Here is an 18,294-nt window from a genome sequence, read left to right as displayed (position 1 = left end):
TTAATTAGTGGTTGTTAAATCCGCTTCCATAGCACCATAATTACCGCCCTGCATGGCACCCTCAAGCGCACGTACAATTGCCTTAGCGGCCATGCCTACTTTATATTTATTTTGCTCTAAGGGTTTCGCGTTCTTTAATTCGGCTAATGCCGCTGCCTTAAAGTTTGCCTCCGTAGCTTCTTTGCCCGTAAGCCACTGTTCAGCTATCCTGGCACGCCAGGGTTTATGAGCCACGCCTCCGAGGGCAATTCTTACATCTTTGATCCTGTTACCGCTTGTTTCTAAAGCTGCCGCAACGGACACCAGCGCAAAAGCATAAGACGACCGTTCGCGGATCTTTAAATAATAAGATTTCTCAGCAAGCCTGTTTGCCGGCAGGTCTATCGATGTAATAAACTCTCCGTGTTTCAGGGTATTATCAATTTCCGGATGGTCTCCGGGCAAACGGTGGAAATCCGAAAATGGGATGCTCCGCTTAGTGCTGTCTGATCCTTCAACATGTACTACCGCATTAAGTGCCGCCAGGGCCACCGCCATATCAGAAGGGTATGTTGCTACACACTTTTCCGACCATCCTAAAATTGCATGATTTTTATTGACGCCATGTAATGCGCCGCAACCGCTGCCTGGTTCGCGTTTGTTGCAGGGCATGTTTACATCGTAGAAATAAGTACACCGCGTGCGTTGATTAAGGTTACCCGCATTGGTCGCCATATTCCTGATCTGGGCACTGGCTCCTGCCAATATCGCCATTGAAAGTAAAGGATAATTTTCGCGGACCAGCTCATGGTTAGCGGTAACTGCATTAGTTGCCGTTCCGCCGATAGATAATCCGTTTTCTTTTTTCTCAACTGCCGAAAATTTTAAACGGGTCACGTTTACCAATTCAGATGGGCGCATCACGTCTTCCTTCATCAGGTCAACCAGGTTGGTGCCACCACCAAGGAACCTGGCTGTAGGATTAACCACAACAGCATTGATAGCCGCAGCGGTTTCGGATGCATTTGAGTATTTAAATGGCCTCATATCAGACGCTTTATTTGAAAATAAAAGAAACTTCGTTAAATAACAGGTTAAATGGTGCCTTCGGCGAACTGCCAAACCTGAGCTACGGCTTTATCGCCATGCACTTCTCTGATCGCGCTCACAATATTTGGATAAGCACCGCAGCGGCAGATATTGCCGGACATACGTTCCCTGATCTCTTCGTTTGAAAGTTCAACAGCTTTTTTCTTCTCCCGCACATTTGCGGTTACATAACTGGCATCGCCATTTTTTGCTTCACCCATTAATGCTACAGCTGAGCAGATCTGGCCTGGTGTGCAATAACCGCACTGAAAGCCATCGTGTTTAATGAAGGAGGTTTGCATAGGATGTAGTTCATTGCCCGTAGCCAACCCTTCAATAGTGGTAACCTTCTTATCCTCACAGGTAGCGGCAAGCGTAAGACAAGACAGTACGCGTTTGTCATCTACAATAACTGTACACGCCCCGCATTGGCCGTGATCACAACCCTTTTTTGAACCGGTAAGGCCTAAACGCTCCCGAAGGGTATCAAGCAGCGTCATTCTGGAATCCACCATCAGTTTTTGAGTACTGCCATTAACCTGGAACGAAACATTTATCCCATTTTCGATCAGCACTGGCGGCTGTTCTTCGATCGGAATGCTGCGCGCCATTAATTGCTCGATACCTAAAAGATTTGCTGCCAGCAGGCTTGTACCTGTAACGGCAAATAATTTTAAGAAATGCCGGCGTTTGATTCCTGAGGACATGATCTCACCCATTTCATCGGGCATCAATTCTTCCAATGCCTTACGTTCTGCTTCCGAAAGGTCAGAAAATAGAGGTTGTTCTTCCATAACGTAAATTTAAGGGCAAGCCTGGGGTAGAGTGCATGGTAAGTTACAACTAATTAAACACTTATCAACGAAGAATGTTTTTTAAGTGTAATGGGCTTTTTGATCATTTACTTAAGAGCGTATAGCTATGATAAACAGAACCCGCAGTTAAGCATTCGACCAGAGCAGGCATAAAGTAATGACATCAGCAGGCTATGTTTAAACAAGCCTCTTAGATAGTGAGCTGGTAGCGCCCATCGTACTTAATTTACTTTAGAGAAATGTAACGAAGTATTAAAAAGTAGCCATTAATGCCTGCTGCCCTGCATCACCTTAAAAACATGAAGGACTTGTGGGAACAGCGCATCCATGCTTTCTTTTACACCCTTCACCGAACCGGGGAAAGTTAAAACCAAAGTTTCACCGATTAAACCTGCAACACCGCGGGAAAGCATGGCAAATGGCATGCGGTCTTGCCCATAGCGCCTTGATGTTTCCATCAAACCATCGATAGGTTTTTCTATCAATGGCTTTATGGCATCAACCGTAACATCTCTGGGAGACAAACCCGTTCCACCGGTAAATATCAACAGTTTAATACCTTCAGCAGGCAAAGATCTTGCTATCGACTGTATGCGTTCAAATTCATCAGAAATGACTTCATATTTTAGAGTTTCGATACCAAATTGATCCAAATTTGATATGATCGTTCTGCCGGAAACATCCTCGCCATTGCCGGCGGAGATGCTATCAGAGCATACTATCACTGCCGCCTTAATGTGTTCATAATCGGCTACCTTAAAATCAGATTTACCGCCTGATTTTTTCACAAGCCTGATAGACTGTATTTCTACCTGTTTATCTATCGGCTTTAACATATCGTACATGGTAAGCGCAGTTATCGAAGCACCGTGCATGGCTTCAACCTCCACCCCTGTTTTATAAATAGTATGTACCTCTACTGTAATGATAATATTTAGTCCTTCTATGCGGTGCGTGATGGATGTATATTCAACAGGCAATGGATGGCAGTCAGGAATCATATCGCTGGTACGTTTCACTCCAAAAAGTCCGGCTGCCCTTGAAAATTCAAAAACATCGCCTTTAGGCACTTTGCGCTGCTCTATAGCTTCAATGGTGTCCGGTTTGGAGACGGTGACCGTTGCAGTAGCGATAGCAATGCGTAACGAGTTTGATTTTTGTGTGATATCTACCATCTATTTGTTTTCCTTCCATTGGTGGGTGCTGTCATCAAACAGCTCCTTACCCCAAATTGGTAATTCTCCTTTTATACGTTCAACAACTTCGGCACACGCCTGGGTTGCTGCCTCTCTGTGAGCAGATGAAGTGAACACAAACAAACACAATTCGCCCGTTTTAACCAAGCCAAGGCTGTGATATATATGCATGCAGGTAAGCGGGTATTTGCCAAATAAGTCTTCACGGATGACGTGCATTTTTTCAAGCGCCAGATCCTCAAATGCAGTATATTCAATGGCTGTAACAACTTTGCCGCTGACTTCATCGCCCCTGACCTGGCCCAAAAAAATCTGATGGGCACCAATTGAAGTTCTTGAACTGTGTTTACCGATGCTTTCCGCAATAAACGATGGCGGAACCGGGCCTTGTATAAATATGTTTTTTATTTTCTTATCGCTCATTTTTCCTTTTTATAATTGGCCGTACCACCGCACGACACCACCTGCCAAACTATAAATATTCTTTTGATCAGGTAACCTCGATCTTAGTTTCTCAGCTGCCGCCAAACTCCTGATGCCATGTTGGCAAACCAACACGATGTTTTGCTCGTCTATTTCTTGAGGAAGTGAAAAATCAAATACTGACATCGGTATCTGTATATGTTTAATGGAAAGCGAAGGCCTTTCATGAATTTCCCTGACGTCTATCACCAGGGTGGGAACCTTATCGATCAGATCATGGATTTTTTCAAAATCAATCTCTTCCACGTCTTTATTATACCCCAATGAAATTGGATGATAATGTATTGCTTTAAATTCGTCATAACTTATTGGAAGTTTGTAAGATCCTGCAGGAGCAGGCAAAATATGAACAGTATAAACGCTTTGATCAAGCAGGTTATAATTTAATAACTGGTTGATCAGCGGCTGCCCTGATCCCGCGATCAGTTTAATTGCTTCTGCAGCTTGCATGGTTCCCATGATGCCCGGGAGTACGCCGATCACGCCATTTTCCTCACAATTGGGTATCTCACTGTTGCCGGGCTGGTTTTGAAAAATATCGCGGTAATTGGTCCTTACGCCGTGCTCATTGTTATCAAACACTGCAATTTGCCCCTCCCAACCAGAAACTGCGGCAAATATCAGCGGCTTGTTTAGCATGGCGCAAGCATCATTTAAAAGGTACCTGGTACCAAAGTTATCGCTGCAATCCATGATCACATCGTATTTTTTCAGCAGGTCCAAAGAGTTATCTTCGTTGATCATGCAAGGAAAAGCTTTAATCGCAATTTCAGGATTAGCGGCCGTCAGCTTTTGCGAAGCAATAACTGCTTTTAATTTCCCCACGTCTGCTGTGCTGTAAAGCACCTGGCGATGAAGATTGCTTAAACTAACGCTATCACCATCTACCACTCCAATACGCCCAATTCCGGCGCCGGTCAAATATTGCAACGCCGCGCAGCCTAATCCGCCTGCACCGATCACCAATACGCTTGCCTTTGACAGTTTATTTTGCCCGTTAACGCCAAAAACCTGTAAGACGATTTGCCTGCTATACCTTTCACTCATATAAGCATCTTCTTAACCACCCGAGAACGGAGGCATAATAGCTACTGTTACGCCATCGGTAACCGGCTTATTCTCCTGTATCAAAGTTTTGTTCAGTGCTAATTTATATTTAATGCCGGCAAGTTGCGGATATCTCTGTTCCAATATGGCTTTTAACTCATCAGTATCTGTTACTGCTGCAAAAGACATGATGCCGTTTGGTATGATTTCGCTGATCTTTCCAAATGTGATTATATCTATTTCCATATCAATCTACCCGCGAAACCGTTACACTTGTTAAACCCTTTAAAAATCTCCGTCCGGTCGCCTTGTCTGTCGGTGTAACAATGGCGATGTTTCCTTTTTCTGTCTTTGCCGGTTCCGTGTCGTAAGACGTCAGGATCAACGTTTGATCCCCAGCGCTTGAATTAAACAATTCATTCCAGGAATAAACGATCTTATAGCCATCTGTTGCCTTACAAATAATATAATATTCACTTAATACTTTTGGCGATTCAGAGGCGATCCCTGAACTAGCGATCACATCTTTTAATAAAACGCCCTTTATGTGTTTAAGGACGCTTTTTTTAGCCATAAGGTGATTATAAATAACAAGGCTATCAATACTAAAGCTCTTATAAGCATTTAGCATTGTCATATTCACTTTCAGCTCATTTGACACCTTACCGGTGACCACAAAGTTTTCGCTCTGCTGCGCGCGGGCATTTGATATACCGATGAACAGCAGTACTAAAACAGTTAATTTGATGTTTCTATGCATAGATTAATTTATAAGCGGCGAGTGCAAGCACAACGGCGAGTACATTCTTTAAAACGGTTTGTCTGAATTTGAGCGCACCAAAATAAGCCCCGCAAAGTCCGCCTGTAAAAGCCACCAGTACATAACTAAGCATGTCCGTATTAAAGGTGAATCCTTTAATAAGTTGGCCGCAGAGCCCTGCTACCGAATTTACGAAAATAAATGCAGCGCTTAAAGCCGCTGCCTGTTTTTGGTCGGCCCATTTCAGGAGAAGCAATACCGGAGACAGTATGATGCCGCCGCCTATACCGATCATACCTGAAAGCAGCCCGATAACAGCCCCGATAATCACCGATAATCCTACTTTCGTTTCTTTTAATTCTTTAGGATCGGCGTTTTTAAAAAAGAAAAAACGCACGACCGGAATAAGCAACAGTAAACCTAATATCTTTTTATACCAAAGACCATCAATAGCCATTGTACCACCAATGAATGACATGGGTATCGAAGCAAGGGCAAAAGGTAGAAATGTTTTAAGCCTGAAATGACCACCACGATAAAACTGGATAAATGCAGTGGAAGAGACAAACAGGTTCAACAAAAGTGCTGTGGGTTTCATCACATCCGGTGAAATACTGAAAAGGGCCATTAATGCCAGGTAACCGCTTGCCCCACCGTGACCCACTGAAGCGTATAAAAACGCAACCATAAACAACAGCAAAAAGAAAAAAATTGGATCAAGTGGCATAATAACTATTCAGGTAATAAAAGTACACTAACTGCATCACCTTGCGCAAAACTATCCTGTGATTCAGCTAACCTGATAAGACAGTTGGCATGGGCGAAAGAACTTAGGCGGAAAGATTCCTGCGCGCCCAAAGATGCCGCTACTCCATCAGTATAGGTGCCCTTTAAAAAATGAGTTAACCCTGCAGGTTTTTTAATAGCATGGCCAAGTGTTGCAGTCAAGAATTTTACCTTATCCGGTTGTTGCGACAGCCCTGCTATTGCCAAAGAAACATAATTATAAAAACAACTCAAAACAGAAGATGGATTACCTGGCAAGCCGAATATCACCTTATCGTTCATCTTGCCGAAATAAAGTGGCTTGCCGGGTTTTTGTTTAACCTTATGAAATATTTGAGCGACACCGCAAAGGTCTGCAGCTTTAACTACAAAATCGTAATCACCAACACTCACGCCGCCGGTAAGCAATACCATATCGTTATCTGTTATCGCTTTTGCTAAAGTGTCTTTCAACTCCATCAAATTGTCATCGACATAGTAATAAATTATGGTTTTAACTCCAACAAGTTTGAGGGCAGCACTTAGCGAATATGAATTTGAGTCATATACCTGGCCGAATGCTAAGGGATGGCCAGGCTGCTGTAATTCTTTACCTGTTAGAATGACGGCAACTTTTGGGGACGGGTAAACGCTGACCTCACATATTCCGGTTCCTGCCAGGAAACCAATGGCGGCCGGCGTCAGATAGGTTCCTTTTTGCATAGCCAGTTCACCCGATCGTATCTCCGCACCTTTCTTTCTTACGTTGTCGCCGGGATTTAGGCCGTCGGAAACAATTTTTAGCCGCCCATCCGAAACAGATACGTTTTCCTGCATAACTACGGTGTCAGCACCCTCGGGCAAAGGGCCGCCTGTAAAAATGCGGCAAGCTTCTCCAGGTTCTATGGTGAAAGGTTCCGGCACTCCTGCATACATCTCACCTTTAATTGGTAATGCCACATTCTTATCACTATACCTGAGCGCATACCCATCCATTGATGATTGCCGGAAGGCCGGAATATCACAAATGGCAAATATATCGGCGGCTAATACGTGGCCGGCGGCTTCCGAAAGTGGGATAGTTACCGGTGGTAATGCGGTTATATTTTTTATTACAAGGGCTTTGGCTTCTTCTACACTGATCAATTTCTTATCCCCCTATAGTGATCATACTGCGGTTATTCAACATTTCAGCATTTAACGTTTCAAAGTTTCTGCCCAACTGCCCGCCAAGTTCTTTTTCTTTTTGCCAGATACAGGTCTTTATGACCGGCAACACGTCACCTCCGGAGCGTAACACAGTAAGCAGATCTGTCTCCCCGTTTGAAAATAGGCAATTTTTCAGTTTACCGTCCGCCGTTAAACGCATGCGGTTACAGGTATCACAAAATGGGGCGGTCATGGTACTGATAATAGCAAAAGACCCAAAGTGATCCGGTAGTTTAAAATGCCTTGCTGTATCATTGGGCTTAGAAGCCACTGCATGGTAGATGTATTCTCTGCTGATGACGTCCAGGATCTCCTGCTGAGAAAAGACCTTATTACTCGTCCAACGGTTACCGCTAAATGGCATAAATTCGATAAAGCGGATCTGAAGCGGTTTGAACTTGGTCCAGGCAATAAAGTCATTGATCTCGCTATCGTTAAAGCCCTTCATCAACACCATATTGACCTTTACGGCAATGCCATGATCTAACAGTAATTCAATGTTACTTAAAACCTGTTTAAAGGATCTACTGCGGGTGGCGAGCAGAAATTTTTCTTCCTGTAGGGTATCCAGACTAATATTGACCGAACGGATATTGGCACTTAGCAAAGCAGGCAACATGTCGTGCAGGCGACTGCCGTTAGTGGTCATGGTCAACTCTACCGGCAATTTACCTAATTCTGCAATGATGAGGGCAGCATCTTTCCGCACAAGCGGCTCCCCGCCGGTTAACCTGATCTTTTTCACACCCTCTGCCACAAATATTTCCGCAAGGGTAACAATCTCATTGGCCTGCATCAATCGCGATGCCGGCGTAAAATCGTATTCTTCATCAGGCATGCAATAAAAGCACCGAAAGTTACAGTTATCAGTAAGCGATATCCGCAAGTAGTCATGTACCCGTCCGAAAGAATCTTCGATCATATATTTCTTTTATTCACTACCAAGCAAATGCTGATAGTCTGTCTCTGTATCAATATCAATTAATGCCTGCTTAAACGTCACCTGTACCAGGTCATGATAATTGATCTTCAAAATCGCCTTAGCACCTTCATCACCTGTTAGTTCCCGTAAGGCAGAAAAATAAGCGGATGAAAAAATAACGGGCACGCCCACGGTATCACCATAGGCGGTTGCGGTGATCCCTTTTCCTGTGTTCATCGCCGTGCTTTTGAGTTCTTCCAAAAAATCAGCACTAACAAATGGCTGGTCGCAAACCATCAAAATTACATGGCTCGTAACCGGATATTTCTTTTCTAAATATGTGATCGCAACCCGGATAGAGGATGCCATGCCTTCCTGCCAACCAGGGTTTGAGATTATCTCAGCACCAGCATTATCAAAGGTTGCCGCGATAAGGTCTTCATTAGCACCCAACACCACCAGCACTTTTTCGGCAATATTTCCTGCACAGGCAATAGCTTGCTGCAATAAGGTACGGCCACGATATTCCAGGTTCTGTTTAGGACGGCCAAGCCTGCTTGAGGAACCGGCAGCAAGGATCACGGCGTTTATCATTTTTTATTAATTAACGTTGTCTTTGAACCATTGTTTCGGCGCGCTCATGAATGTATTGTTTTGCTTTTAATGGTGCCGGATCGCGCTGGTTTAAAACCGATTGTATCTCGGCAATAATAGCAATAGCGATCTCTTCTGCGTTTTCAGAACCTATGTCTAAACCGGCGGGGCCATAAACATTTTCAGACTCTAAGGGTTCACTGATCGTTGATCCTGTTATTTCCTCCAACATGCGTAACAACCGCTTTTTCGGGCCGAGTACACCAATATAGGGCAAGTCGATCGGCAACAATTCCTTGAGTAGGGCCATGTCGTAATTGTAATTATGGGTCATCAGCATAAAAACGGTTCGGCTATCTACCGTTATTTGCCGCATCACATCTTCAGGCTTGGCAATGATCAGCCGATCCGCTAATGGAAAACGTTCGGCAGTGTTGTAGTTTGCCCTGCCATCAGCCAGCGTTACAGACCATCCTAAAACCTTGGCTATTTGCACCAACGGCATGGCGTCGTTACCGGCACCAGCGATGATCAATGAAACTTCGGGCTCCAGTAATTCTATGAAATAGGTGAACTCTTCGTGTTTCCTGTAGATTTTTTGAGGTCGTTTACCATGTTCTAAGACATCCAAACTGTCGCTAAGAACTAATTCTGCGAAATTCTTGTCCGGTATATCTCCTGTTACCTGCCCATTCTTCTCAATAAATATGCAGGTACCATATTGAGTAGCGTGCCGGTCGGCCATATTGAAGACAGTAACCAAAACAGCGCGTTCTCGCTTGCTCAAAAAAGGTCTAAAGAAACTGACAAGATTATTTTCTACCCGGAGCGGCTCTATTAGTATTTGAATGATCCCATTACAGCCCAGGCCTACGCCAAATTTCGCATCGTCCTCATCCGTGGTATCATATGTTACCAGCATCGGTTTTTGTTCTGCCATGGCTAACCTCGCCTTCCGCAAAGCGTCACCTTCCAGGCAGCCGCCGCTGATGGCACCGGTAAGCTTCCCATCTTCTGTGATCAGCATACGTGCGCCGGCCCTTCGGTAAGAAGAGCCTTCAACGTGTACAACGGTAGCTAAGGCAGTTTCCTTTCCTTCACTTTGTGCTTGGTCGTAAGCTTTTACAATATCTTTCAGTTCTTTCAATTATCTGCTTTATGTTTATTAAGCCAAACGGTAGTTTTCTGATATGTTTACCGATAAGATCAAATATAGCATTTGTTCATGCTGCGGCAAAGCGGCCAGTCATTCGGATATTCAACTTTAAATGGCGTTAAGTTTTCCGGACCTTCAGAGCGTTGATCAGATTACAGTAGCTGTCAAAAAATATAATGTGGGGTTAAAACTGCAAATCCCATTTTAAAAGGCCCAATCATCTCCGTTCTCAATAAACGCAATCCTGGGCCCGTTTTAGTATGAAGTTGACCAGCGGATACTCCGATGTATATTGCAAATATGATCAATGATGTAGTGATTCAAAGTCGCAATAAACCAACTGGACAATATATACCTAATATATAAAGAGGTTTAATTGGTTTTTAGATTACAATCATCTTTAAAAAAGCTCCAACAGTATTTCTCCAACTTTAAGTATTAATTTTATGTAGTGAAAATCTTAGTAATAGAAGACGAAACAGGCTTGCGAGATAGTATTGAAGCTTATTTTACAGGCAGTGATAGTATATGCGAAACAGCGGCCGATTTCTCGTCAGCATTGGCAAAGGTGAGTGTTTACCGCTACGATTGCGTTATACTCGATCTAACTTTGCCGCAGGGAAATGGACTTGATATAGTAAGGCATTTAAAAGAAAATGGGCGGGATGATGGTGTGCTTATCATCTCCGCAAAAAACTCGCTGGATGACCGCCTTACCGGGCTTGACCTTGGCGCTGATGATTATTTGACTAAGCCGTTCCATTTATCTGAACTGAGGTCGCGGGTTATGGCAATTGTAAGGCGCAGGGCTTTTAACGGTAGCAATAATCTTAAGTTCAACGAGATAGACATTGACCTGGACGCAAAAGCGGTAAAGGTAAATGGCACCGCTGTAAAATTTACCCGTAAAGAATATTCCCTATTGCTTTATTTTATAGCCAACAAAGGCAAAGTGGTTTCGAAGAGCGCCATAGCTGAGCACCTTTGGGGTGATAGTATAGATATCGCTGATAACTTCGATTTTATTTATTCGCATATTAAAAACATACGCAAAAAACTGGTTGAGGCAGGCGCTAAAGATTACATACAAGCAGCGTACGGCATGGGCTATAAATTTATAGTTGCATGAAACTGCTAACCAAATACAACAGGATCAATGTAGCAGTAACAGTAATAATTATGCTGGTTACCGGCATAATTTACTATTACACCATCAGCCATATTTTAACTAATCAGATAGACAAAGACCTTGTGCTTGAAGAAAACGAGGTGTTTAGCTATGTATCCAAAAATCATCATCTTCCTGATGTTTATGAAAGCAACCACCAGCAAATTGCTTTTATGAAGCTGGGAAGCGGAAAGGTTAAAAGACGCTTTGTAGATACCGTTTATCATGACCTGGATGAGAAAGACATGGAAGCTGGCAGGGCGTTAATTAGTTCCGTAAATGTATCTGGGCAAAACTACAGCATCTTGGTTACGCAGTCTAAAGTAGAGACTGAAGACCTGATCCAGGTAGTTTTCTTAATCACCATAGGTGTTATAGTTATATTGCTGCTGGTTTTATTACTGTTAAACCGAATAATTCTTAAAAGTATTTGGAAGCCATTTTACAAGGTATTATCCCAATTAAAAGATTTTAGCCTTGTTGATAATGCTTCAGTTAATAGCACGCCATCAGCAATTGATGAATTTACTGAACTTGACCACGCCGTTACAAGTATGGCTGATAGGGTAAAAAACGACTATAAGAATTTAAAAGTATTTACGGAGAACGCCTCTCATGAGTTGATGACGCCAATCTCTGTGATCAACTCCAAACTGGATACCCTGGTTCAAACCGATGATTTTACCGACAAGCAAAGCAAATTACTAAACGATATTTACGGCACCGTTACCAGGTTAACCCGCTTAAATAAATCTATGCTTTTATTGGCCAAAATTGAGAATGGGCTGATACAGGATATCCAGCAGGTTAATGTGAGAGAAGTTTTAGAGGATAGTATTTACCAACACGAGGAAATGATCCTTCAATTGGGCATTACTTTGAAAACCAAACTCGGTAACAAGCAGATCAACGCTAATAGGTCGCTTATGGAGATATTAGTTAATAACCTGATCAGCAATGCCATCAGGCACAATTACCAGGCAGGCAGTTTATCGGTATTGCTGGATGCTGATAAGTTATCCATCATAAACACCGGAAAGCATGCGTTTAATTTTGAACAGGTGCTTAAACGGTTCCACAAGTCAGACGGTTCTGAAGGTATAGGGCTGGGCTTAACGCTTTGTAAACAGATCTGCGATAGGTACGGCTTTAAGTTGCAATATCAGAGAGACAAGGATAGTCACATTTTTTCTGTACTATTTTAATTATCCCAAATTCCTACAATACTAATCCAAATTGCGTACAGATTGAGCTGATACATTAGTATAAAAATCACCAGGCTAATGAAATCGATTAAAACAACAGCGGCTATATTAATAGCAGCCTCAACGGCCATAACAGTTATGGCTCAACGCTCAATCCAAATTCCGCCGGCAGTTAAAGCATCCTTTATAAAATCCTATCCGGCGGTAAAAGTGGTTAAATGGGAAAAGGAAAAGGGCGATTTTGAGGCTGAATTTAAACAGGGCAGAACCCAAATGTCGACAACTTTTAAAGCTGACGGCACCCAGCTTGAGGCTGAAACGGGTATAAGCGCCACAGCACTGCCGGCAAGTGTTATTGCTTACATAAAAGAGCATTACAAAACTGCTGATATTAAAGAAGCCGCCAAAATTACAAAAACCGCCACCGGCGACGTTAACTATGAGGCAGAAGTAAAAGGCAGAGACCTCTTATTTGACGCCGCGGGCAAATTTATAAAGATAGCGGAGGATTAAAACCCCCTTCCAGTTTGTAATTATTTAACCGGTATAGAGTCGGTTATTTATGCTGTGGACTGTCGCCACAGCATTTTTTATTCCACAAAATGTCTACAGAATTTAGTGGGAGATTTACAGTTGAAAAATTTAACTTAATAGCCAATAGCTAACGTACCCCATGAGGCGTGTTATCAATTTTTTTCTGATCTTTTTATTTAGCACAACTTGTTTTGGCCAAAGTAAAACGCTGGATGATTATTTGCAGCATGCCATCAAAAACAGCCCGCTTATAAAGGATCTTAACAATCAGATCCTCTCTGCGCGATTAGATAGTGTACGCATACGGGCAGGTTTTAAGCCGCAGGTTACTGCAAGCAGCGCAGGTTTATACGCGCCTGTTATAAAGGGTTATGGCTATTCTTCGGCTATTACTAACGGCCAATTCTTAAATGGGTTGATAACGGTTAGTAAGGCTTTTGTTGGTAAAGGATATTTAAATGCGCAATTCGCAGCTCTTGGTATTCAAAACGACTCTTTGCGTAATAGCATCAATTTATCCGAACAAGATCTTCGTCGTACCATCATCGGCCAGTACATAACTGCTTATGGCAGCCTGCAGCAACAGCGTTTTAACCAGGAAGTAGTAGACCTGTTAAGTAAGGAGGAAAACCTGCTTAAGCGCCTTACACGCAGCAACGTGTACCGCCAAAGTGACTATCTTACTTTTTTGGTTACGCTAAAACAAGCGCGATTACAACTATCACAATCGCGCTTGCAGTACAAAACGGATTACGCTACGCTCAATTATTTATCCGGCATAGCCGATACTACTATTTTTGAAATAGCCAAACCCGAGCTGCAACGGAATGTAGCCGTTACGGACCGCAGCACAAGTATCTTTTTCAAACAATACCAGTTAGACAGTGTCCGCCTTGCCAATAGCCGTAAACTTATAGATTATAGTTACCGCCCAAGGTTAAGTGTTTTTGCCGATGGTGGTTACAACTCCGATCTTACAGCGCAGTATTACAGAAATTTTGGCACCAGTATAGGCTTTACCGTAAGTATGCCATTGTACGATGGCGGGCAGCGTAAATTACTTTATAAAAAATTATTGCTTGAGCAAGAAACCAGCAAGAGTTATAAAGCCTTTTTTAATAACCAGTACACCCAGCAGATAAACCAGCTAAACCAGCAGATAAACGATTACGATAAATTGGTAGCCGAGATCACCGATCAACTTAAATATTCGGAAAGCTTGATAAAAGTTGACACCAAGCTACTACAAACTGGTGATCTTAAAATTGCCGACCTGATACTGGCAGTTAATAATTACCTCAGTATAAAAAACCTGCTTACGCAAAATATCATCAGCAAGCTGCAACTTGTTAATCAACTTAATTACTGGAGCCGATAATATATGAACCGATATTACACGCCAATAAACATATTACTTGCCTGTGTTAGCATTATTGCAATTTGCTCTTGCAAGGGCAATGCTCCTGCCGATGAGGATACAGTAGTACAATCGCAAACACCGGTTACAGTTGCTACCGTAGGTAACAGTGCCTTGGCCGATTCTGTTGAGCTGAACGCAACATCATTATTCCTGCAAAAAAATTATGTAAGCGCTAACGCTATTGGCTATATAACAAAAGTAAATGTGCAACCCGGGCATTACGTTCAAAAAGGCCAGCTTATGTTTACCTTAAAGACCAAAGAGGCGCAAAGTATTGGTAACACCATCAATGTGCTTGATACTACTTTTAAGTTTTCGGGTGTTAACAAGATTAAGGCCTCACGCAGCGGCTATGTAACGCAGTTGCTGCACCAGGTTGGCGATTACGTGCAGGACGGCCAGCAATTAGCTATAATTAGCGACCGCGAAAGCTTTGCCTTTGTGCTGCAATTGCCTTACGAATTGCGAGGTGTTATTCCGGGCAACCAAAACCTTATGCTTACGCTGCCCGATGGTGAGAAACTTAATGGCCACATTGCTTCGCTAATGCCATCGGTTGATACCCTTTCCCAAACACAAGGTATTGTAATTAAAGTGAATAATACTCATCCTATACCCGAGAACCTGGTGGCTAAGGCAACCATTATAAAAACCGCAAAAAGTAGCGCGCCATCGTTACCCAAATCGGCAGTGTTATCAAACGAAACACAAACGGAGTTTTGGGTAATGAAGCTCATAAACGATACCACTGCAATAAAAACGGCTATAAGAAAAGGTATCGAATCTGGTGGGAGAATAGAAATATTAGCACCCGCCTTTAAACCGGCCGACCGCGTGATTGTGACCGGAAATTATGGCTTAGCCGATACTGCGAAGGTTAAAATTGTCAAATAAATGAATAACCTTAACAATTTTTTCATCACGCATAAAAAGCCCATCAGCCTGGTGCTTTTTATTTTGATGTTGAGTGGTGGTTTTGCTTACTCACGGCTGCAAACTTCCCTTTTTCCGGAGATCACTTTTCCTAAAATAAAGATCATTGCAGATGCAGGCCTGCAACCTGTAAACAAAATGATGGTTACGGTTACCAAGCCTTTGGAAAATGCTGTTAAACAAGTGCCATACCTGCACTATGTACGCAGTACTACCAGCCGTGGAAGCTGCGAGATATCAGCCTATATGAATTGGAATGCCGATATCGACCTGAGCCAGCAACGCATCGAATCGCGCATTGCGCAAATAAAAAATAACCTTCCGCCCGAAGTTAACGTCACGGTGGAAAAGATGAACCCCTCCATTTTGCCGGTAAGCGGGTATACGCTTGAGAGCCATAACCTGTCACCAATCGAATTAAAGCAGCTGGCTACATATACGGTAAAACCCTTTCTGTCGCAGGTTGATGGCGTATCAGAAATAAGGGTTATCGGTGGTAAAACAAAGGAATATTGGCTGGTGCTTAACCGCCAAAAAATGAGCGCACTTGGTTTAACGCCTGATATGATCACTAACACGCTTGCGCAAACAGCATTCATCAAATCAAACGGCTATTTGTCTGATTTTAAAATGCTGTACTTAACGGTCACAGATGCCAGCGTAAACACCAGCGAGCAATTGAAAAACCTGGTGTTGAGTAACAACCGGAAGCGCATTGTTCAGCTAAAGGATATTGCCGAAATACAGATTAACCCCGGGATAGAATATACTAAAATTAACGCCAACGGTCACGAGGGTGTACTGATCGCGGTTATCAAACAGCCGAATGCTAACCTTGTGGACATCTCTGCAGCAATGACGACCAAAGTGGCCGAGTTGCAAAAAGTGCTGCCCAAAGGTGTAACAATAAAACCTTACTACGTACAGGCAGATTTTGTAAACGAATCGGTAAAAAGCGTAAGTGATAGTTTGTGGATAGGCCTTGTGCTGGCGATCATTGTAGCTATAGTTTTCCTTAGGTCGGTTAAAGCAAGTGCCACTATATTGATAACTATACCTGTTACTCTTGGCCTTACGCTTGTTATTTTATATGCTATTGGCTACACCTTAAACATCATGACGTTAGGTGCTATAGCCGCAGCCATCGGTTTAATAATTGATGATGCCATTGTTGTGGTGGAACAGATTCACCGAACACATGAGGAGCATCCTGAAGAACCTACCGTAACGCTTTTACAAAAAGCTATCAACTATCTTTTCCCCGCTATGGTAGGTTCGTCGGTAAGTACTATAGTTATCTTTATTCCCTTTTTGCTGATGACGGGAGTTGCCGGCGCTTATTTTAAGGTGATGACAGATACGATGATCATCACCCTTGTATCTTCCTTTTTTGTTACGTGGATAGGTTTACCGGTGATTTATCTGCTGCTTACCAAAAATTCTGAAATAAATAATGTAGGTAAAAAAGAAGTGGCGCATGAGGTAAAGAGGCAGCGTTGGGTATCATTTTTTATTATGCGACCAGTAGTAAGCATCGTTTTAATTTTAGTGCTTATTACCGTGATAATATTTGTGCCCGGTAAATTGGGAACGGGTTTCCTGCCGGATATGGATGAAGGTAGCATTGTATTAGATTATACTTCGCCGCCCGGAACTTCGCTTGAAGAGACCGATCGTATGCTGCGAGAGATAGAAAAGGTGATCATCAAAGAGCCGGATGTTGCAGCATATTCGCGCCGAACCGGAACGCAGATGGGTTTTTTCATAACAGAGCCCAATACCGGCGATTATCTTATACAGCTAAAAAAAGGCCACAAGAAAACATCAGAAGAGGTAATTAGTGATCTGCGTGCGCATATCGAAGAAACCCAGCCGGCGTTGCGTGTAGATTTTGGGCAGGTAATAGGTGATATGCTTGGTGACCTGATGACATCAACGCAACCAATAGAAATAAAGGTTTTTGGCAATGATCAGGCTAAGTTACAGCAACTATCTAAGCAGGTTGCCGCTGTCGTAACCGCTGTTAAGGGGACCGCTGATGTGTTTGATGGTATTGTTATCGCCGGCCCCTCAGTAGATATAATACCAGATTATAGCAAGCTTGCTCAATACAACATTACACCCGCGGCGCTGCAGTCGCAAGTACAGTCAGCCTTAGAGGGAAATGTGATAGGCAATTTATTTGAGCGCGAACAGCAGTCGCCTATTCGTATGGTTTACCCGGACAATCGTGTGCAAGATGTGGCGGGTATAAAAAAGCTGAGCTTGTTTTTACCCGATGGCAGGCTTTTGCCTATTACACAATTGGCTACAGTAAATTTGCACCCCGGCGACGCGGAAGTTGAGCGCGAGAACTTACAAGCTATGGGCGTTGTAAGCGCTCGCTTAGAGAATAGCGACCTTGGAAGCGTTATCCCCGCCATACAAAAAGGTATAGCCGAAAAAATAAACCTGCCATCCGGTTATCACATAGCGTATGGTGGCGCCTATGCCGAGCAGCAACAAAGCTTTAAGGAACTGTTGACGATATTAATAACAGCAAGCCTGCTGGTTTTTGGGGTGATATTGTTCTTGTTTAAACAATTCAGGATTGCATTGTTGATATTGATCATAGCTGTTTTAGGTATCGGAGGCAGCCTGCTGGCCCTATATCTCACTAACACGCCTTTAAATGTGGGTAGTTATACAGGCTTGATCATGATAGTGGGTATAATAGGAGAAAATGCCATTTTTACCTTTTGGCAGTTCAGAGAGAGCGCCAGGGAAAGTACGATAGATGATGCGATCGTTTATTCTATATCTACCCGTTTACGCCCCAAATTAATGACGGCGCTCGGCGCTATAATAGCCCTAATGCCTTTAGCATTGGGTATTGGTGCCGGTGCGCAATTGCACCAACCGTTAGCTATAGCAGTGATAGGCGGCTTTTTAGCAGCGTTGCCATTGTTGCTGATAGTTTTGCCAAGCATGCTGCGGATATTTTACCGCAATTATGTATTCCCTAAAAAATAGCTGCTTG

18 protein-coding genes are annotated in these 18,294 nt (G+C 43.1%); 6 read left to right on the top strand and 12 right to left on the bottom strand.

Going from position 1 to position 18,294, the window contains the following annotated elements; translation table 11 throughout:
- The 12 genes from INP83_RS02385 to INP83_RS02330 form a co-directional block, all read right to left on the bottom strand.
- Entirely contained in the window at positions 1 to 1,026 is a 1,026-nt protein-coding gene (locus INP83_RS02385) for a xanthine dehydrogenase family protein subunit M (protein ID WP_146273054.1), read from the bottom strand.
- Positions 1,027 to 1,073: 47 nt separating this feature from the next.
- Positions 1,074 to 1,862 (bottom strand): 2Fe-2S iron-sulfur cluster-binding protein, encoded by a 789-nt coding sequence (locus tag INP83_RS02380; protein ID WP_146273053.1) that lies wholly within the window; start codon positions 1,860 to 1,862, stop codon positions 1,074 to 1,076.
- Positions 1,863 to 2,149: 287 nt separating this feature from the next.
- Positions 2,150 to 3,058, bottom strand: a complete 909-nt coding sequence (gene moaCB, locus INP83_RS02375) for a bifunctional molybdenum cofactor biosynthesis protein MoaC/MoaB (protein WP_146273052.1) — start codon at positions 3,056 to 3,058, stop codon at positions 2,150 to 2,152.
- Positions 3,059 to 3,502, bottom strand: coding sequence for a molybdenum cofactor biosynthesis protein MoaE (locus tag INP83_RS02370; protein WP_146273051.1), 444 nt, complete (start codon positions 3,500 to 3,502; stop codon positions 3,059 to 3,061).
- Positions 3,503 to 3,511: 9 nt separating this feature from the next.
- Positions 3,512 to 4,609, bottom strand: a complete 1,098-nt coding sequence (locus tag INP83_RS02365) for a HesA/MoeB/ThiF family protein (RefSeq protein WP_146273050.1) — start codon at positions 4,607 to 4,609, stop codon at positions 3,512 to 3,514.
- Between the two features lie 12 nt (positions 4,610 to 4,621).
- Positions 4,622 to 4,855, bottom strand: a complete 234-nt coding sequence (locus tag INP83_RS02360; protein ID WP_146273049.1) for a MoaD/ThiS family protein — start codon at positions 4,853 to 4,855, stop codon at positions 4,622 to 4,624.
- Between the two features lies 1 nt (position 4,856).
- Positions 4,857 to 5,369, bottom strand: a complete 513-nt coding sequence (locus tag INP83_RS02355; protein WP_255563232.1) for a molybdopterin-binding protein — start codon at positions 5,367 to 5,369, stop codon at positions 4,857 to 4,859.
- Positions 5,362 to 6,096, bottom strand: coding sequence for a sulfite exporter TauE/SafE family protein (locus INP83_RS02350; protein WP_219126158.1), 735 nt, complete (start codon positions 6,094 to 6,096; stop codon positions 5,362 to 5,364). The genes INP83_RS02355 and INP83_RS02350 overlap by 8 nt, the downstream gene beginning before the upstream one ends.
- Before the next feature lie 5 nt (positions 6,097 to 6,101).
- A complete protein-coding gene (gene glp / locus INP83_RS02345) occupies positions 6,102 to 7,280 on the bottom strand; it encodes a gephyrin-like molybdotransferase Glp (protein ID WP_219126157.1) in 1,179 nt (392 codons plus the stop codon).
- 4 nt (positions 7,281 to 7,284) lie between these two features.
- A complete protein-coding gene (gene moaA, locus INP83_RS02340) occupies positions 7,285 to 8,265 on the bottom strand; it encodes a GTP 3',8-cyclase MoaA (protein WP_146273045.1) in 981 nt (326 codons plus the stop codon).
- Between the two features lie 9 nt (positions 8,266 to 8,274).
- The gene (locus INP83_RS02335) at positions 8,275 to 8,859 is read right to left on the bottom strand and encodes an NTP transferase domain-containing protein (protein WP_146273044.1); all 585 of its coding nucleotides are present in this window, start codon (positions 8,857 to 8,859) and stop codon (positions 8,275 to 8,277) included.
- Between the two features lie 10 nt (positions 8,860 to 8,869).
- The gene (locus tag INP83_RS02330; protein ID WP_219126156.1) at positions 8,870 to 10,006 is read right to left on the bottom strand and encodes an XdhC family protein; all 1,137 of its coding nucleotides are present in this window, start codon (positions 10,004 to 10,006) and stop codon (positions 8,870 to 8,872) included.
- A gap of 460 nt (positions 10,007 to 10,466) precedes the next feature.
- Between INP83_RS02330 and INP83_RS02325 the strand changes: the two genes are divergently transcribed.
- From INP83_RS02325 to INP83_RS02300, 6 genes are all read left to right on the top strand, one after another.
- Positions 10,467 to 11,144, top strand: coding sequence for a response regulator transcription factor (locus tag INP83_RS02325; RefSeq protein WP_219126155.1), 678 nt, complete (start codon positions 10,467 to 10,469; stop codon positions 11,142 to 11,144).
- A complete protein-coding gene (locus INP83_RS02320; protein WP_219126154.1) occupies positions 11,141 to 12,388 on the top strand; it encodes a HAMP domain-containing sensor histidine kinase in 1,248 nt (415 codons plus the stop codon). Before INP83_RS02325 ends, INP83_RS02320 begins: the two co-directional genes overlap by 4 nt.
- A gap of 78 nt (positions 12,389 to 12,466) precedes the next feature.
- Positions 12,467 to 12,901 (top strand): PepSY-like domain-containing protein, encoded by a 435-nt coding sequence (locus INP83_RS02315; protein WP_219126153.1) that lies wholly within the window; start codon positions 12,467 to 12,469, stop codon positions 12,899 to 12,901.
- Between the two features lie 160 nt (positions 12,902 to 13,061).
- The gene (locus INP83_RS02310; RefSeq protein ID WP_219126152.1) at positions 13,062 to 14,300 is read left to right on the top strand and encodes a TolC family protein; all 1,239 of its coding nucleotides are present in this window, start codon (positions 13,062 to 13,064) and stop codon (positions 14,298 to 14,300) included.
- A gap of 3 nt (positions 14,301 to 14,303) precedes the next feature.
- Positions 14,304 to 15,236 (top strand): efflux RND transporter periplasmic adaptor subunit, encoded by a 933-nt coding sequence (locus INP83_RS02305; protein ID WP_219126151.1) that lies wholly within the window; start codon positions 14,304 to 14,306, stop codon positions 15,234 to 15,236.
- Positions 15,237 to 18,287 (top strand): efflux RND transporter permease subunit, encoded by a 3,051-nt coding sequence (locus INP83_RS02300; RefSeq protein ID WP_219126150.1) that lies wholly within the window; start codon positions 15,237 to 15,239, stop codon positions 18,285 to 18,287.
- Positions 18,288 to 18,294 lie beyond the last annotated feature (7 nt).

Origin of the sequence: Mucilaginibacter sp. 21P (genome assembly GCF_019331605.1) — a bacterium.
GTDB lineage: Bacteria > Bacteroidota > Bacteroidia > Sphingobacteriales > Sphingobacteriaceae > Mucilaginibacter > Mucilaginibacter achroorhodeus.
Note: the sequence above shows the minus strand (reverse complement) of the source record. Positions and strands in the feature narration are given on the sequence as shown.

Coding starts and splice junctions, on each gene's coding strand:
- INP83_RS02335 (WP_146273044.1), bottom strand. CDS start 8,859: ATGATAAACGCCGTGATCCTTGCTGCCGGTTCCTCAAGCAGGCTTGGC.
- INP83_RS02365 (WP_146273050.1), bottom strand. CDS start 4,609: ATGAGTGAAAGGTATAGCAGGCAAATCGTCTTACAGGTTTTTGGCGTT.
- INP83_RS02310 (WP_219126152.1), top strand. CDS start 13,062: ATGAGGCGTGTTATCAATTTTTTTCTGATCTTTTTATTTAGCACAACT.
- INP83_RS02300 (WP_219126150.1), top strand. CDS start 15,237: ATGAATAACCTTAACAATTTTTTCATCACGCATAAAAAGCCCATCAGC.
- moaA (WP_146273045.1), bottom strand. CDS start 8,265: ATGATCGAAGATTCTTTCGGACGGGTACATGACTACTTGCGGATATCG.
- INP83_RS02320 (WP_219126154.1), top strand. CDS start 11,141: ATGAAACTGCTAACCAAATACAACAGGATCAATGTAGCAGTAACAGTA.
- INP83_RS02370 (WP_146273051.1), bottom strand. CDS start 3,502: ATGAGCGATAAGAAAATAAAAAACATATTTATACAAGGCCCGGTTCCG.
- INP83_RS02380 (WP_146273053.1), bottom strand. CDS start 1,862: ATGGAAGAACAACCTCTATTTTCTGACCTTTCGGAAGCAGAACGTAAG.
- INP83_RS02355 (WP_255563232.1), bottom strand. CDS start 5,369: ATGCATAGAAACATCAAATTAACTGTTTTAGTACTGCTGTTCATCGGT.
- INP83_RS02350 (WP_219126158.1), bottom strand. CDS start 6,096: ATGCCACTTGATCCAATTTTTTTCTTTTTGCTGTTGTTTATGGTTGCG.
- INP83_RS02360 (WP_146273049.1), bottom strand. CDS start 4,855: ATGGAAATAGATATAATCACATTTGGAAAGATCAGCGAAATCATACCA.
- INP83_RS02385 (WP_146273054.1), bottom strand. CDS start 1,026: ATGAGGCCATTTAAATACTCAAATGCATCCGAAACCGCTGCGGCTATC.
- INP83_RS02315 (WP_219126153.1), top strand. CDS start 12,467: ATGAAATCGATTAAAACAACAGCGGCTATATTAATAGCAGCCTCAACG.
- moaCB (WP_146273052.1), bottom strand. CDS start 3,058: ATGGTAGATATCACACAAAAATCAAACTCGTTACGCATTGCTATCGCT.
- INP83_RS02305 (WP_219126151.1), top strand. CDS start 14,304: ATGAACCGATATTACACGCCAATAAACATATTACTTGCCTGTGTTAGC.